General features: G+C 64.8%; 11 protein-coding genes. 2 read left to right on the forward strand and 9 right to left on the reverse strand.

All coding sequences use genetic code 11. The annotated features are described in order from the left end of the window. Positions 1-2: 2 nt before the first annotated feature. The 3 genes from ilvD to C100_RS38185 all read right to left on the reverse strand — a co-directional run bounded on the left by ilvD (position 3) and on the right by C100_RS38185 (position 4400). On the reverse strand, positions 3-1853 hold the full coding sequence (ilvD, locus tag C100_RS38175; protein ID WP_024020365.1) for a dihydroxy-acid dehydratase: 1851 nt from the start codon (positions 1851-1853) through the stop codon (positions 3-5). Between the two features lie 102 nt (positions 1854-1955). Then, entirely contained in the window at positions 1956-2408 is a 453-nt protein-coding gene (locus C100_RS38180) for a MaoC family dehydratase (protein WP_024020366.1), read from the reverse strand. A 117-nt stretch (positions 2409-2525) separates the two neighbouring features. After that, entirely contained in the window at positions 2526-4400 is a 1875-nt protein-coding gene (locus C100_RS38185; protein ID WP_024020367.1) for an acetyl/propionyl/methylcrotonyl-CoA carboxylase subunit alpha, read from the reverse strand. A 148-nt stretch (positions 4401-4548) separates the two neighbouring features. Here C100_RS38185 and C100_RS38190 point away from each other — a divergent pair, with 148 nt between their 5' ends. Next, positions 4549-4896 carry an endonuclease domain-containing protein gene (locus C100_RS38190; RefSeq protein WP_235219092.1) on the forward strand — a complete coding sequence of 116 codons (348 nt, stop codon included), beginning with the start codon at positions 4549-4551 and terminating at the stop codon, positions 4894-4896. A gap of 35 nt (positions 4897-4931) precedes the next feature. On the opposite strand, the gene C100_RS38195 is transcribed toward C100_RS38190, so the two are convergent. After that, entirely contained in the window at positions 4932-6533 is a 1602-nt protein-coding gene (locus C100_RS38195) for a carboxyl transferase domain-containing protein (RefSeq protein ID WP_024020369.1), read from the reverse strand. Further along, complete coding sequence (locus C100_RS38200) at positions 6530-7675, reverse strand: isovaleryl-CoA dehydrogenase (protein WP_024020370.1); 1146 nt, start codon at positions 7673-7675, stop codon at positions 6530-6532. The genes C100_RS38195 and C100_RS38200 overlap by 4 nt, the downstream gene beginning before the upstream one ends. Before the next feature lie 85 nt (positions 7676-7760). On the opposite strand from C100_RS38200, the gene C100_RS38205 reads away from it, so the two are divergent. Beyond that, the gene (locus C100_RS38205; RefSeq protein ID WP_024020371.1) at positions 7761-8642 is read left to right on the forward strand and encodes a LysR family transcriptional regulator; all 882 of its coding nucleotides are present in this window, start codon (positions 7761-7763) and stop codon (positions 8640-8642) included. 197 nt (positions 8643-8839) lie between these two features. Here the strand turns inward: C100_RS38205 and C100_RS38210 are convergent, their stop codons facing one another. The 4 genes from C100_RS38210 to C100_RS38225 all read right to left on the reverse strand — a co-directional run bounded on the left by C100_RS38210 (position 8840) and on the right by C100_RS38225 (position 17145). Next, positions 8840-10900, reverse strand: a complete 2061-nt coding sequence (locus tag C100_RS38210) for a glycoside hydrolase family 97 protein (protein WP_024020372.1) — start codon at positions 10898-10900, stop codon at positions 8840-8842. A 5-nt stretch (positions 10901-10905) separates the two neighbouring features. After that, positions 10906-12513, reverse strand: coding sequence for an alpha-amylase family glycosyl hydrolase (locus tag C100_RS38215; RefSeq protein ID WP_031309663.1), 1608 nt, complete (start codon positions 12511-12513; stop codon positions 10906-10908). A 13-nt stretch (positions 12514-12526) separates the two neighbouring features. After that, on the reverse strand, positions 12527-14356 hold the full coding sequence (locus C100_RS38220; RefSeq protein ID WP_024020374.1) for an alpha-amylase family glycosyl hydrolase: 1830 nt from the start codon (positions 14354-14356) through the stop codon (positions 12527-12529). A 68-nt stretch (positions 14357-14424) separates the two neighbouring features. Continuing rightward, positions 14425-17145 (reverse strand): TonB-dependent receptor, encoded by a 2721-nt coding sequence (locus C100_RS38225; protein ID WP_024020375.1) that lies wholly within the window; start codon positions 17143-17145, stop codon positions 14425-14427. Positions 17146-17163: the final 18 nt, after the last annotated feature.

A 17163-nucleotide genomic window follows, 5' to 3' on the forward strand; every position in this document is an offset into this window, starting at 1 on the left:
GCTCAGTGCTCGATCTGACTGACGTCGCGCACCGCGCCCTTGGCCGCGTTGGTGGTCATCGCGGCGTAGGCGCGCAGGGCAGGGGACACTTCGCGCTTGCGACCGAAGGGCTTCCACGCCTTGGCGCCCCGCGCTTCCATCTCGGCGCGGCGCTCGGCAAGCACGGCGTCGTCCAGGTCGACCTTGATGACTCGCGCAGGAATGTCGATGACGATCGGGTCGCCGGTCTGCACCAATGCGATCAGGCCGCCTTCGGCCGCTTCGGGCGAGACATGGCCGATCGACAGGCCCGACGTGCCGCCGGAAAAACGTCCGTCGGTGATGAGCGCGCAGGCCTTGCCCAGCCCCTTCGATTTCAGATAGCTGGTCGGATAGAGCATTTCCTGCATACCCGGTCCACCCTTGGGCCCTTCATAGCGGATGACGACGACGTCGCCTTCCTTGACCTCACTGCCCAATATGCCGACCACCGCCGCATCCTGGCTTTCATAGACCCGCGCCGTCCCGTGGAAGACTAGGATGCTTTCGTCCACGCCGGCGGTCTTCACGATGCAGCCTTCGGGCGCGAGATTGCCGAACAGGACGGCGAGCCCGCCATCCTTGGAGAAAGGATGTTCGGCCGACCGGATCACGCCCTTTTCGCGGTCGGTGTCCAGTTCTTCCCAGCGTTCCGACTGGCTGAAGGCGGTCTGGGTGGGCACGCCGCCGGGCGCGGCGCGGTAGAAATTGCGAACATCCTCGCTGTTGGTGCGACCGATGTCCCAGCGGGCGAGCGCGGCGGCCATGGTCGGCGCATGAACGGTCGGCAGGCTGGCATCGACCAGCCCGGCCCGTTCCAGCTCACCCAGGATCGCCATGATGCCGCCGGCGCGGTGGACATCCTCCATATGGACGTCCTGCTTGGCGGGCGCGACCTTGCACAGGCAGGGAACCCTGCGCGACAACCGGTCGATGTCGGCCATGGTGAAATCGATCCCGCCTTCATAAGCGGCGGCCAGCAGGTGCAGCACCGTATTGGTCGAACCGCCCATCGCGATGTCGAGGCTCATGGCATTTTCGAAGGCGGCGAAATTGGCGATGCTGCGTGGCAGGACGCTGTCGTCATCCTGTTCATAATAGCGCTTGGTGATATCGACGATGACATGACCCGCCTCGCGGAACAGTCGCTCGCGATCGGCATGGGTGGCCAGCGTCGAACCATTGCCCGGCAGCGACAGGCCCAGCGCTTCGGTCAGACAGTTCATCGAATTGGCGGTGAACATGCCCGAACAACTGCCGCAGGTCGGGCAGGCCGAACGCTCGATCGTCTGCACTTCCTCATCCGTGTAGCTTTCGTCGGCGGCGACGACCATCGCGTCGACCAGGTCGAGCGCGACCTTTTTGCCGCGCATGACGACCTTGCCCGCCTCCATCGGCCCGCCGGATACGAAGACGACAGGGATGTTGAGGCGCATCGCGGCCATCAACATGCCCGGCGTAATCTTGTCGCAGTTGGAAATGCATACGATCGCGTCGGCGCAATGGGCGTTGACCATATATTCGACGCTGTCAGCGATCAGGTCGCGGCTGGGCAGCGAATAGAGCATCCCGCCATGGCCCATGGCGATGCCGTCATCGACCGCGATGGTGTTGAATTCCTTGGCGACACCGCCCGCCGCCTCGATTTCCCGCGCGACCAGTTGGCCCAGATCCTTCAGATGGACATGGCCGGGCACGAACTGGGTGAAGCTGTTGGCGATGGCGATGATCGGCTTGCCGAAATCCTCGTCCTTCATCCCCGTCGCACGCCACAGGCCGCGCGCGCCGGCCATGTTGCGGCCGTGGGTGGTGGTGCGGGAACGATAGGCAGGCATGACTCGGATCCTTCAGGAAATGGAGGCGGTCCCTCTACAGGCTGGGGCGGGGCTGTGAAACAAATTATTCCTTTTAAGGAGAGATTGCGTCATTTTCTTGCGCTACGCTTCGCTGCCCTGGAGCAGCGCCATGCGCAGGCATTGGCAGACGATTTCGTCGCGCTGGTTGCGCAGGCGATGGGTGAAGGTGACGATGCCCGCGCCGGGGCGCGACTTGCTGGGGCGCAGTTCCGTCACCTCGGTTTCGCAGCGCAGCGTGTCGCCGATGAATACGGGGGCGGGCATGACCAGCTTGTCATAGCCCAGGTTCGCGATCAGCGTGCCGAGCGTCGTGTCGCCGACCGACAGGCCGACCATCAGCGCGAAGGTGAAGGTGCCGTTGACGAGTATCTGACCGAATTCGCTGGCTTTCGCCGCTTCCGCGTCGAGATGCAGGGGTTGCGGGTTATGGGTCATGGTCGTGAAGAGGAGATTGTCCGTCTCCGTCACGGTGCGGCGAATGTCATGGGCGATCATGTCGCCGATGGTCCATTGATCGAAATAGCGCCCGGCCACCTGTCACCTCCCTTCCCGAACTTCGCGCCTATGCGCCATGTAGATTCTAACAAAGTTTCGCGATTACAAACTGTTATAGCGGACGGATCTTCAGTAGGACAGCGTAAAGGCGGGTTTTCAGTCCTCCGCCTTGTCGATCCGGGCCAGCAGCGCGCCTTCGCTGACCTGCCCGCCCTCCGCCGCGTTCAGTTCCGCAACCACGCCGTCGAAGGGCGCGATCAGGCTATGTTCCATCTTCATCGCCTCAAGGGTCAGCAGTTTCTGCCCTTTGCTCACGCTATCGCCGTCCGCGACCGACACTGCGATGATGCGGCCGGGCATGGGCGAGAGGACCGCGCCGTCCGAGGCGGCGCCGGTGGACAGGCCTTCAGTGCGGTCCATGGCGATGCCAAAGCTTTGGCCGCGATCAGTCACGAGCGCCACGCCAGGCGCGGCCAAGGACGAATAAAGATCAGGCTCATGCGCGTCCGGGATGGTTGATATGAAACGATCCGCGCCAAGCCTCAACCGCACGCGTCGTTCGGGCGCGGCGTTGAGACGGAAACCACGCATCCCGGCCAACCCTGTTTCAGATTGTTGGGTGATCTGACGCGCCGCTTCCCGGAGAATGGCTGAAGATGGCTGCGCATCCGGGACCAGCCGGTCGAGATGATCCGCGATGAACCCGGTCGTTACATTGGCAGCGCGGAAATCCGGGTCTGTAATGCAACGATGCAGGAAGCCGGCATTGGACTTGACCGGCCATACGGCTACGCCCTCCAGCTTCTGCGCCATCAGCGCGGCGGCATTGTCGCGCGTGTCGGCATGGGTGATGACCTTCGCGATCATTGGATCGTAGAAGGGAGAAATGACCGAGCCTTGCTCGACGCCCGTTTCCATACGGACATAATCTTCAGGAAAATAGCATTGCTCCAGTCGCCCGGTACTCGGCAGGAAGCCGGATGCCGGATCTTCCGCGTAGAGCCGTGCTTCCATCGCCCAGCCGTTGATCGAGAGCTCTGCCTGCGCCTTCGGCAGCGGTTCGCCGGACGCAACCCGCAATTGCCATTCGACCAGATCGACGCCGGTGATTTCCTCGGTCACCGGATGTTCGACCTGGAGCCGGGTGTTCATTTCCATGAACCAGATGCGGTCGGCGCGCAGGCCTTCGGAGCCGTCGGCGATGAATTCGATCGTGCCTGCGCCGACATAGTCGACCGCCTGCGCGGCCCGGACGGCGGCGGAACAGATCGCGTCGCGGGTGGCCTCGTCCATGCCCGGTGCGGGGGCTTCCTCGATCACCTTCTGGTGCCGGCGCTGGAGCGAGCAGTCGCGTTCGAACAGATGGACGATATTGCCTTGGGTGTCGCCGAACACCTGCACCTCGATATGGCGTGGATTGGTGATCCATTTTTCGAGCAGCACGGCGTCATTGCCGAAGCTGGACGCGGCCTCGCGCCGGCAGGAGGCGAGCGCGTCGGCAAAGTCGGCGGGCGCATCGACCTTGCGCATCCCCTTGCCGCCGCCGCCGGCGACTGCCTTGATGAGCACGGGATAGCCGATCGCATCGGCCTCCGCAGCGAGACGTTCGGGCGACTGGTCCTCGCCCAGATAGCCGGGCGTTGTTGGAACGCCGGCCCGTTGCATCAGCGACTTGGCGGCATCCTTGAGGCCCATGGCGCGGATGCTGTGCGCGGTGGCGCCGACCCAGATGAGGCCCGCGTCGATGACGGCCTGCGCGAAATCGGCATTTTCGGACAGGAAGCCATAGCCCGGATGGATCGCCTGCGCGCCGGTTGTGCGCGCGGCGGTGATGATCTTGTCGCCGACCAGATAGGATTCCCGCGCCGGGGATGGGCCGATATGGACTGCTTCGTCGGCCTGGCGGACGTGGAGCGCCTGGGCATCGGCGTCCGAATAGACGGCGACGGTGCGGATGCCCATCGCCCGCGCGGTGCGAATGATGCGGCAGGCGATTTCGCCACGATTGGCGATGAGGAGGGAGGCGATCATGACGTAGCTCCGATTATTCCTCCCCGAGCTTGTCTCGGGGAGGGGGACCATGCGAAGCATGGTGGAGGGGGGTGATGCGATGCTGAAAGATGTGGCACCCAAGCCAGAACGCGGGACGACGGGAAAGGCGCGGCGGCTGCGCAAGGCAATGACGCTGCCGGAGATGTTGATGTGGCAGGAACTGCGCCGACGTCCCAACGGCCTTAAATTTCGCAGACAGCATCCGAGCGGGCCGTATATTATGGATTTTTACTGCGGGGATGCGCGGCTCGCCATCGAAATCGACGGAAGCGGACATGACCTTGCCGTCCAACAACTGCACGACGCCAAGCGCGATGCCTGGTTCGAAGCGATTGGGATCAGGACGATCCGCATTGCGGCGTGCGATGTCCTGCGAGACATGGATGCTGTCGTGCAGGCGATATTGACCGAAGCGGCGGCGCGTCTGCCCCTCCACCACCCGGCTGCGCCGGGCGGTCCCCCTCCCCCAGACTAGCTGGGGGAGGAATGATAAAGAAGCGGCTATCCCCATCACATCCGGAACACGCCGAAGCGCGCGCCTTCGTCGACCGGTGCGTTCAGGGCGGCGGCGAAGGCGAGGCCCAGCACGTCGCGGGTCTGTGCGGGGTCGATGACGCCGTCGTCCCACAGGCGCGCGGTGGCGTAATAGGGGCTGCCTTCCTCCTCGAACCGCTGGCGGATCGGCGCCTTGAAGGCCTCGGCCTGCTCCGGCGACCAGGTGGCGGCGTCGCGGTTGACCGTCGCCAGCACGCTGGCCGCCTGTTCGCCGCCCATGACGCTGATGCGGCTGTTGGGCCAGGTGAAGAGGAAGCGCGGCTGATAGGCTCTCCCGCACATGCCGTAATTGCCCGCGCCGAAACTGCCGCCGATCAGCACCGTGATCTTGGGCACCTGCGCGGTGGCGACGGCGGTGACGAGCTTGGCGCCGTGCTTGGCGATCCCCTCCGCCTCATATTTGCCGCCGACCATGAAGCCGGAGATATTCTGGAGGAACAGCAAGGGGATGCGGCGCTGGCAGGCCAGTTCGATGAAATGCGCGCCCTTGACCGCGCTTTCGCTGAACAGGACGCCGTTATTCGCCAGGATCGCGACCGGCATCCCCCATATATGGGCGAAACCGCAGACGAGCGTGGCGCCGTAGAGCGCTTTGAATTCGTGAAATTCACTGCCGTCGACGAGGCGGGCGATGACTTCGCGCACGTCATAGGGCGCGCGGACATCGTCGGGGATGATGCCGTACAGCTCCTCCGCATCATATCTGGGCGGGCGCGGATCGCGGATGTTGAGGTCGCTCTTGCGGTCGGGCTGGAGCGTCGAGACGATGTCGCGCAACAGGGTGAGCGCATGATCGTCACTTTCCGCGACATGATCGACCACGCCTGATTTGCGACCATGGAGGTCGCCGCCGCCCAGATCCTCCGCGCTGATGACCTCGCCGGTGGCGGCCTGCACCAGCGGCGGGCCGGCGAGAAAGATGGTCCCTTGGTCGCGCACGATGATGCTTTCGTCGCACATCGCCGGAACATAGGCGCCGCCTGCGGTGCAACTGCCCATGACGCAGGCGATTTGCGGGATGCCGCGCGCGCTCATATTCGCCTGATTATAGAAGATGCGGCCGAAATGATCGCGGTCGGGGAACACTTCCGCCTGGTTGGGCAGGTTTGCGCCGCCGCTGTCGACCAGATAGAGGCAGGGCAGATGGTTTTCCATCGCGATTTCCTGCGCGCGCAGATGCTTCTTGACGCTCAGCGGATAATAGGTGCCGCCCTTCACCGTGGCGTCGTTGCACGCGATCATCACCTGACGGCCGGACACGCGGCCGATGCCGGCGATGATGCCGGCGCCGGGCACTTCGTCGCCATAAAGGCCGTTGGCCGCGAGTTGGCCGACTTCGAGGAAGGGCGAGCCGGGATCGAGCAGCCGTTCGACCCGGTCGCGGGGCAGCAGCTTGCCGCGACCGACATGGCGATCGCGCGAGGCGTCCGATCCACCCCGCGCGGCGGCGGCGACTTTCGCGCGCAGATCGTCGGCCAACGCGCGGTTATGCGCGGCATTGGCGCGAAAAACCTCGCTGTCGAGGGCGAGCTTCGTGTCGAGAACCGGCGCGCTCATGCCCCGATCAGCTCCCGGCCGATCAACATGCGGCGAATCTCGTTGGTGCCGGCGCCGATGTCGAGCAGCTTGGCGTCGCGCATATAGCGTTCGACCGGCCAGTCCTTCGTATAGCCGGCACCGCCCAGCGCCTGCACCGCCTCCAGCGCGACCTTCATCGCGTTTTCGGACGCCAGCAGGATCGCGCCGGCCGCGTCGAAGCGGGTGGTGTTGCCGGCGTCGCAGGCGCGGGCGACGGCATAGACATAGGCGCGTGCGGAATTGAGCGCGACATACATGTCGGCGATCTTCGCCTGCATCAGCTGGAACGCGCCGATCGGCTTGCCGAACTGGCGGCGCTCGCGGACATAGGGGAGGACGGTGTCGAGGCAGGCCTGCATAATGCCAAGCTGGATGCCCGCCAGCACCGTGCGTTCATAGTCGAGGCCCGACATCAAAACCCCCGCCCCGCCGTTGAGCGGCCCCATGATATTGTCTTCCGGGACTTCGCAATCGTCGAACACCAATTCGGCGGTTGGCGATCCGCGCATCCCGACCTTGTCGATCTTTTGCCCGATGGAAAAGCCCTTCATCCCCTTTTCGATCAGGAAGGTGGTGATGCCCTTCGATCCCTCGCCCGTCTTGGCGTAGACGACCAGCGTGTCGGCATAAGGGGCGTTGGTGATCCAATATTTGGTGCCGTTGAGGATGTAGCGGTCGCCCCGCTTTTCCGCCTTGAGCTTCATCGACACGACGTCGGAGCCTGCCCCGGCCTCCGACATGGCGAGGCTGCCGACATGCTCGCCCGAAATAAGCCTGGGCAGATAGCGCGCCTTCTGTTCCGCATTGCCCCAGCGGCGGATCTGGTTGACGCACAGATTGGAGTGGGCGCCATAGCTGAGGCCGATCGAGGCGGACGCGCGGGCGACTTCCTCCTGCGCGACGACATGTTCCAGATAGCCAAGGCCCAGGCCGCCAAATTCTTCCTCGACCGTGACGCCATGCAGGCCAAGTGCGCCCATTTCGGGCCAGAGGTCGCGGGGAAACCAGTCCTTCGCGTCGATTTCCGCCGCGATCGGGGCGATCCGGTCGGCGGCGAAGCGGGCGGTGGTGTCGCGGATCATGTCCGCCGTCTCGCCCAGGGCGAAGTCGAAACTGCTCATTGGCCTCTCCTTTGCCGATCAGGCTAACGCAGCCGCAATCCAAATCAAAATTGAAAGATTATCGGGCCTGTTATAGATAATATCTATGATAGAACGCTACCAGCTCCGTTATTTCCTGGCCGTGGTCGATCAGGGCAATTTCTCCCGCGCGGCGGCCCATTGCAATGTCGCGCAACCGACCCTGTCGGTCGGCGTCGCCAAGCTGGAACGCGCATTGGGTGGGCCTTTGTTCCTTCGGTCGGGCCACAGGGTCGAACTGACCCAGGCGGGATCGCGCCTGCTGGCCCATGCGCGGCGGATCGAGGGCGAATTCAACCTGGCGCAGCAGGCGATGGCGGGCGCATCGCTGGGCGCGCTGACGCGCATGGGGGTGCTCAAGAGCCTGCCCGGCGCGATCATCGCACGGATTGCGCGGGAGGCGCGGGGGATCGATCCGGCGGCGCGACTGGAACTGGTCGAGGGGACGGAACGGGAATTGCTGGGCCATGTGGCGCGCGGCCGGGTCGATTGCGCGCTGACATTGGTGGAGCGGGGCAGCGACCGTTTTCTGGAGGAACCGTTGCGGCGGGAGGGCTATGCGCTGGCGGTGCCGGTCGATCATCCGGCAGCGGCGCAGGCTTCGGTCGCTGCCGAAGCGCTGAACGAGGATGTGATGATCGTGCGCCGCCATTGCGAGGCGCTGTCGGAAACCAGCCGCTTCTTCACCGAACGGGGCGTGCGGCCGCATTTCGCCTATCGGTCGGTCAATGACGAGCGGGTGATGCAGATGGTCGCAGCCGGGGTGGGGATCACGCTGATGCCCCAATGTTATCAGGCGGTCGATGTCGCCCGACCGAAGCTGGCGGGCTTCGACCTCCAGCGGACGATCGGCCTGGTCTATGCCGCGACCGCCGAGGCGATGGCAGCCACGCCGCCTGCGATGGTGACGGCCGCGCGGGCGGTGCTGGGCGGCGGCGACACGCGCTGAAAGCCGGAGGCGACCATATTCCGTCACCCCAGCGGTTTCGCCGGACCCCCGCATCTCGCCGTTATTTCATGCCGGCTCAAATTCGCCCGCGCTGCCTCGGCCACGCCATTGGATAAAGGTGCCGCCGGGTCGGCGTGCAGTCCGGCCCGGCGGCGGGGGAGACCGGCCTCAAAGGCCGGATCTGGAAGAAACCTGCTTCACTTCGCCGGGACCAGGCGCATCGCCGCGCCGCCGCCCGGCGCCAGCCACAGGTCGTAACGGTCGCCCTTGCGGACGGTGCGGGTTTCATAGGCGATTTCATGGCGGGCGTCGGTCAGGTAAGTTGCGCCCTCGCCGTCCCTGTAGATTGTGGCGGTATAGCGCTTGCCCGGTTCCAGATAGTCGAAGCCGAGCGTCACGGTCCGCGCGGTGGCATCATTGACGCCGCCGACATACCAGTCTTCGCTGTTCCGGTCCTTGCGCGCGAAAATGGCATAATCGCCCACCTCGCCCGCGATCAGGCGGCTTTCGCTCCAGTCGGCCGGCACCTTGCTGATAAAATCCAGTTCCTTCGGGAACGTCTCGAGCGTTTCGATGAAATCCGCCGCCATCTGGATCGGTGAATAGAGGGCGAGGTAGAGGCCGAGTTGTTTCGCCAGGGTCGAGGCGAGCGGCGCATGGTCCGCCCCTTCAAGGCTCAGCACGCCCGGCGTGAAATCCATCGGGCCGGACAACATTCGCGTATAGACCAGGGTCGGTTCATGGTCCGGACCGTTGGCGAAGGCGCCCCAGGCATTATATTCCATGCCGCGCGCGCCTTCGCGCCCGACCCAGTTGGGATAGGTGCGGCGCAGGCCGGTGTCCTTGATCGGTTCATGCGCATTGACCGCGACATGATATTTGGCCGCCGTTTCCACGACGCGCAGATGATGCTGCGCCATGCGCTGGCCGTCATGCCATTCCATGCGGGTTTCGCCGGGGGCTTCGCCCGGCGCGATGATGCCGCCCGCATCGGCGACATAGCCGGTCTTGACGACATCGACGCCCAGTCCGCCATAGAGCCGCATCGCCGCGTCGAGTTGCGCCTCGTAATTGGCGATATTGCCGCCGGTTTCATGATGGCCGATCAGGTGGACGCCCTTGTCCCTGGCATAGGCGGCAAGGCCCGGCAGGTCGAAATCCGGCGTCGATTGCGTATAGCTGAAATCGTCGCCATGGCCGAACCAGTCGCCATTCCAGCCCTTGTCCCAGCCTTCGACCAGCACGCCGCGAAAGCCGTGCTTCGCCGCGAAGTCGATATAGCGTTTCGTCCGCGCGGTGGTCGCGCCATGGTTCGGCCCTTCGGCCCAGGACCAGTCGCCGCGGATCATGCCCCACCAGATGCCGATATATTTGGCGGGCCGGAACCAGCGCACATCGCCCAGCTTATTGGGTTCGTTGAGGTTCAGTTCCAGGTCATTGTCGACAAGGCCCGCAGCATCGTCCGCGATGCGGATCGTGCGCCAGGGCGTGTTGAAGGGCAGGTCGCGGATGACGCGCGCCGCCTGCGACGAGGGGGCGAGCGTCGTGCGGAACTTGCGGCCATCGCTCCGTTTCAGCCAATAGCCGGCATAATCGACCAGCGCTGCTTCGTGGAAGGACAGGTGTGTGCCGTCGTCCAGTCGCATGGTGATGGGGGTGTGCGCGGTCGATACGGCATCGATCGCCGTCTTTTGATAGACTTGTTCATAGCGGTTCCATTCGCCGCCGGGAATCCACCAGGCCGTGCCTGCGGGCGCGATGTCGAATTCGGTCGTCTCGTCGGCGATGCGCATGGTCTTGAGGCCGGGCTGCTCGGGCAACTCGTAACGGAAGCCGACGCCGTCGTCGAACAGGCGAAAACGGACATTCATGCGGCGGCCGCCCTGCACGTCGGATTGCTGGAAACGGACCAGCAGTTCGTTGTGGCTGTCATTGACGAAGCGGCGCTCGCCCCAGGGCTGTTCCCATCTCTCCTGGCCGCTTGCCTTGTCCGACCCCGCGATCGAGAAGCCGCGCACCATGTTGAGACCGTCGGTCAGGATGAAGCCGAGCTTCGAGGGCGCGATCAGCAGCTTGCCCTTGCGCGAAAGCGACCAGGTCGGGCGGCTGTCATTGTCGGTCGCGACCGTCAGGACGATCGATCCGTCGGGCGAGGCGGCGGTGACGGCGGGCCGGTCCTGCTGCGCGAAGGCCGGCGTCACCAGGGCGAACGGCAGGACCAGCGCGCAGGCGCGCAGCGACGGGTTCAGCAATGACATTCTCCTTATTCCTCGATCATCAGCGCGCCATAGGCGGGCAGGGTGCCGGGGGTCGCGCCGTTGACGGCGGTGACGATCCGGTTGGTCGCGGCGATTTCTTCGGGCCAGGGGGCGGGCATGGAGGACAGGTTGAACAGGCAGAGCAGCGACTGGCCGTTGGCCCGACGCCGGAACAACAGCCGCTGTTCATCCGCCAGCATGATGTCGAGGCTGCCATGGCGCAGCGCGGGATTGGCCTTGCGCAGCGCCAGCATGGCGCGGGTGAAGTTGAGCAGGGAGGCGGGATCGGCCTCCTGCGCGTCGACCGCCAGCGCCAGATGATCCTCGCCATGGGGCAGCCACGGCTCGGCGTTGGAGAAGCCCGCCTGCGCGGCGTCGGCGGCCCAGGGCAGCGGCGTGCGGGCGCCGTCGCGCGACAGGGTCAGCGGCCAGTTGGCGATCGCTTCGGGGTCCTGCAACCGCTCAAAGGGGATATCGACCTGGGTGATGCCCAGTTCCTCGCCCTGGTAGAGGATGGCGTTGCCGCGCAGCGCGACGAGCAGCATCGCCTTCAGCCGGGAGAAAGCGGCGCGATCCTCCGGCGCGCACCAGCGCGACAGGGCGCGGGGCGCGTCATGATTTTCGAACGCCCAGCTGGGCCAGCCCATGCCGGGTTCGTCCGGCCAGCGCTCGACCGTGTCCCTGACCAGCGCGGGCGTGAGCGCGGGGGCATAGAGGAAGTTGAAGCCATAGGCGCTGTTGAGCCGGGTTTCGCCGGCGGTATAGGCCTTCATCTCCGTTTCCGCGAGGTCGCCGCCGACCTCCGCCACGGTGAAGATCGCGCCATATTCGTCGCACAGCGCGCGGATGCGCTCGACAAAGCCGATCACGCCGGGATGCGACTGATTATAGCGGCGGATCTGGAAATCGAAGGGGCGGGTGCGCGGTTTGCCGTCGTCCGGCGCGGGCGGATTGTCGCGCAATTGCGGGTCATGCATCGCATGGTTGAGCGCGTCCAGCCGGAAGCCATCCACGCCCCGGTCGAGCCAGAAGCGCATCGCGTCGAGCAGCGCGTCCTGCACCGCCATATTATGGACGTTGAGCTGCGGCTGGCTGGTCAGGAACTGGTGCATATAATATTGGCCGCGCCGCGCGTCCCAGGTCCAGGCCGGCCCGCCAAAGACGGACTGCCAGTTATTGGGCGGGCTGCCGTCGGCCTTGGGGTCGGCCCAGACATACCAGTCGGCCTTGTCTCCGGTGCGCGCCGCGCGGCTTTGCGCGAACCAGTCATGCAGGTCGGAGCTATGGGCGTAGACCTGGTCGATCGTGACCTTGAGGCCCAGCTCATGCGCGCGGGCGATCAGTGCATCGAAATCGGCGAGCGTGCCGAAAATCGGATCGACGCCGCAATAGTCGGCGATGTCATAACCGAAATCGCGCATCGGCGAGGTGAAGAAAGGCGAGATCCAGATCGCGTCGGCGCCGAGGCGCGCAATATGCTCCAGCCTTTGGGTGATGCCATTGAGGTCACCGATGCCGTCGTCATTGCTGTCCTGAAAGCTGCGCGGATAGATCTGGTAGATCACCGCGCCCTTCCACCAGGGCTGGTCGGTCGAAATCTGGTCAGGGGTCATGCGTTGGTCCGGGTCAGGGTTGAGCGGCGCAGACGGCATAGCCGAAGGCGGGCAGGGTGAGGGTCAGGGACCCCGGCGCGGCGGGCGCGCCGGGGCAGGCGCCCGACAGGGAGGTGAAACGGGCGCTGGCCGGATCGACCGCAATCTGCGCGGTGAGGGGCGCGCTGCCGGTATTGAAGGCGACCAGCACCTCGCGGTCATTGTCGGGATCGAAGCGGGAGACGGCGAAAAGGCCGGGCTGGTCCGAGCTGGCGCGCAACAAAGTCGCACCGCGCGACAAGGCGGGGGTGGCGCGGCGGATTCGCGCCAATGCGGATATTGCGCGGTAGAGCGGGTGGTCGGCATCGAAATTGCCGATCGCGGTCGTGGCGCGGGTGCCCACGAGCCGATCGGCATTATATTCCGCCACCTGCGAGGCGAACATGTCCTGCCGCGCCTGCTGGTCGTTGCCGGTGCCGGCAAAACCCTGTTCATCGCCATAATAGAGCGTCGGCACGCCGCGCAGCGTCAGCAGCATCGCATGGCCCAGCAGGTCGCGCGCCAGTTCCTCCTGCGCGCCGATGCCGGGCCGGGCCTCGCGCAGGAAGAAGGCGAAGCGGCCCGCGTCATGATTGCCAAGGAAGGTCGGCAGTTGCAGCGCCGCCGCCTTGCCGCCCGCATATAGCGCGTCATCGTCGGTCAGGCGGGCGAGCAGGTCGGTGCCGGTCTTGCCGCTCGCCGCATCGACGGCGGCGCGCATGAAGGCGAAGTCGAGCACGGCGGGGAAGGACGCGTTGCGGGTCCAGCTCGCCAGCAAGGCGGGATCATAGTCGCCGGTCGCCACTTCGCCGAAGATATGGAAATTGGGGATGCCCTTCGCTGCGGCATGGGCGCGGATGGCGGGGATGAAGGCGCGCCAGAATTCCGCATTCACATGTTTGGCGGTATCGATGCGATAGCCGTCGATGCCGAAACGGTCGATCCAGCCCTGATAGATGGCGATGAAGCCGGCGACCACGCGCGGGTCTTCGGTCGCCAGGTCATCCAGCCCCACGAAATCGCCATATTGCGCGCTCTCGCCGCGCCAGTCGGTGTCGCCGCGATTATGATAATAGACAGGATCGTTGAGCCAGGCGGGAACCTTCACCCGTTCCTCGCCCTGTGGAATGACAGGCGTGTAGGCGAAGGACGGATCGGTCAGCTTCGCCCAATTGGCGGCGCTCTCGACATGATCGCCGGCGAAGCCAGCATTGATCGGCGGGCCATCCATGCCGCCCCGGCGCGAGAAGGGATAGTCGGCCTTGCTGCGATAGGGCGCGGCGCCGGTGGGACTTTCGCGATATTGAATGACGTCGGCGGTGTGGTTGGCGATGATGTCCATATAGACTTTCATCCCGCGGGCATGGGCCGCGTCGACCAGCGCCCTGAAGTCTGCTTCGGTGCCGAAATGCGGATCGACCGTGGTGAAGTCGGTCACCCAATAGCCGTGATAGCCCGCGCTTTCCTGGCCCGGTCCGCCCTGGACGGGCTTGTTCTTGAAGATCGGCGCCAGCCAGATGGCGGTCGCGCCCAGACCCTGGATGTAATCGAGCTTTTGCGTCAGCCCCTTGAGGTCGCCGCCATGATAGAAGGCCCGCGACGTGGGGTCGTAGCCGGTCTGGAGCGGGCCGCCTTTCAGCCCGCCCTTGTCGTTGCTTGCATCGCCATTGGCGAAACGATCGGGCAGGACGAAATAGACGATTTCCTGTTCGGGTGAACGCGCGCGCAGGTCGGACAGGGTGTCCGCGCGCGCCATCGTCACGCCCGCCAGGGCCGCAGCCAATCCGGCGGCCGTCACGAGGATATTCGTGGCCGTTCGACCCATGGGGACACCCTTTTGCTAGAACCCGTTGAGGCCCGGCGACCGCAAGGCCGCCGGGACAAGTCTACACGTCAGAAGCGGTAGTTGAAGCCCGCCATGAAGCGGCGGCCATAGCTTTGATAGTTGCGGATCTGGATCGATGCGCCGGTATCGACCGAGACGAAGGGTTCGTCGGTGAGATTCTGGCCCTGGAGGAAGACGGAGAGACCCTCCAGCGCGCTGCCCTTCTGGAAATCATAGCCGATCTGGCCATCGACAATGGTTTCCGCCAGCGCCCGGCGCAACTCGCGCTCGCCGCCGAAGCCGACGAACTGGCCGACGAAGGAGGAACGGTAGCGGACCGACCCGCGCGCCGAGAAGCCCCATTTTTCAAAGAAGAGCGTGCCGTTCGCCACCCAGCGCGAATAATCGGGCAGGTCTTCGGCCGCCGCATCCGCGCCCGGCTTGATGCTGGTCTTGGTATAACCCATGCCGCCCGTCAGGCCAAAGCCCTCCAGCGCCGGGGTGATGACCTCGAACGGCACCGTTCCCGCGACCTCCAAACCGTAGAGCTTGCCGCCCTGGCCGTTGACCGGCCGGGTGATGGTGCCGACCATGTCGGTGACGCCTGGCGGCAGCGTCACGGGCAGGCCGGTATAATCGAACGGCACCGTCTCCCGATAGACGTAGCTTTGCAGCTTCTTGTAGAAGAGCTGGAGGCCGACATAGCCCTTGGTGCCGAAATATTTCTCGAAATTGAGGTCGGCCGCCCAGGCGCGATAGGGGCGCAGCGTCGGCGCGCCGCCAGTGCCGGTGATGATGCCGCTGGCGGTGTTGTAGCCATAATCGAGGCTGACCTTCATATCCTCGAAGCGGGGGCGCTGGATCTCGCGCGCGCCCGACAGGCGGATGACGAAGTCGGTCGGAAAACGCAGCGACAGGTTCATGCTGGGCAGCACGTCCCAATAATTGGCGCCGCGCGTGGTCGGCACCAGGTCGGCCGCCGCCAGGTTCACGAAGCCGCTCGACTTCTGTTCCGTATTCTGGGCCAGCACGCCGATATTGCCGGTGAGTTCGGCCGAACCGACCGGCGCCTTGATGTCGGCCATCAGATAGGCGGACATGACCCGTTCGGTCACCGAATAGGCCTTGGCCGGCACGTCCTTGCTGGGGTTGAGCGTCCGCACATAGACGCCATCGGCCAGCAGCTGGAAAGGATCATAGGACAGGATCGGGCCGACGCCGATGAAGCCCAGATTGGTGGCGCTCAGGCGATATTGTTCGGGCAGCGCCAGCGCGGTCGCGCCATTCGCCAGGTTGAGGAAATATTCCTCCGGCGTCTTGGACTTGGTGCGGTCGGTATAGCCCAGGCCCGCCGTGACCTTCGACAGGAAGGCGCTCTCTATCTCCTTGCCGAACTCGATCTGATAGCTTTTCAGCTCATCGTCGATGATGCGGTCATTATAATAGCCTTCCTGATGGCCGAGCGGCGCCCCTGCGCCCCAGCCGAGCGGATCGGTCAGCACCATCAGGTCCGGGTTGCTGTAGTCGAGCTGGCTGGACGTGAAGCGGGTGCCCGTCCCGGTGCTCACGAAATCCAGCGTGTCGGTGGCGCCGACGCCCGCGCCGGGACCGGTGCCCGCGTTGGATTCGAGCGACAATTCGCTGCGGTCGGTGCGCGAATACCCAAAATCGAAGCTGGCCGACCAGCCGTCGTCGCCGGTATATTTGGCGTTGAAGCCGCCCGAGAAGATGGTCGATTTGCGCTCATAGCCGTGATTGTTGACCACGGCCTCGACGCCGGTGAAGGTGCCGCTGTTGATGAAATTGCCGTCTTTCTGAACGCTGCCCGGCACCAAGGTCGCGCCGCTCCAGAACAGCGGGAATTCCACGCCGCGCTTGATCTGCTTGTCCTTGAAGTCGCCATAGAAGCCATCGAAGGTCAGCATGAGCGTATCGGTGGCCTGCACCTGCACGCTGCCCTGAATGCCGAGCCGTTCAAGCTGGGTGGAAACGCCAAAGGGCTTGATGCCGCCAATCACCTTGTCGCCATCGGCGGTGTCGGCATAGCCCCAGGCTTCGAACTCCTTGGACTGATAGGGTTCGTCGCTATAGGCGACCGACAGGGCGACGCCGATCCGGTCGCCGGCGAACTGGTCGACATAGGTGCCGGTCAGGCGATAGCCCTTGTCCTTGCTGTCGGCATTGACCTTGCCAAGATCGGCATAGACGCCGCGTGCGCCCACCGCGATCATCTGCTTGCCATAATCGAGCGGGCGGATGGTGCGGATGTCGACCGTGCCGACCAGACCCTGGTGGATGAGGTTCGCCTGCGGCGTCTTGTAGACATCGACCCGGCTGACGACCTCGGCCGGATATTGGTCGAACTCGACATTGCGCTGTTCGCCGGTCGAAGTTTGCGGGCGGCCGTTGAGCGTGGTGGAGGACAGGTCGGCGCTGGCGCCGCGGATCGCGATGGAATTGGCGCGGCCGAACAGGCGCTGCGACGTCAGGCCCGGCAGGCGGGCGATGGATTCGCCGATCGACGCGTCGGGCAGCTTGCCGATATCCTCGGCCGATACGGACTCGACGATCGTCTGGGCATTTTTCTTGACGTTGACCGCGCTTTCCAGCGCGGCGCGGAAGCCGGTGACGACGATGGTGCTGGGGGCGTCATCCTGCGGCGCGGTTTCAGCCTGGGGAGCGCCTGGCTGTGGCGCGTCCTGCGCGATAGCGGGCGCCGTGCCGGCTGCGACAATGATCGCAAGAATGGAAGCGCCCAGCAACTGGACGCGGTCGATATGATTGGCCACTTTTATCCTCTCCCCTTG

This window comes from Sphingobium sp. C100, assembly GCF_000508185.1.
In the GTDB taxonomy this organism is placed as follows: domain Bacteria; phylum Pseudomonadota; class Alphaproteobacteria; order Sphingomonadales; family Sphingomonadaceae; genus Sphingobium.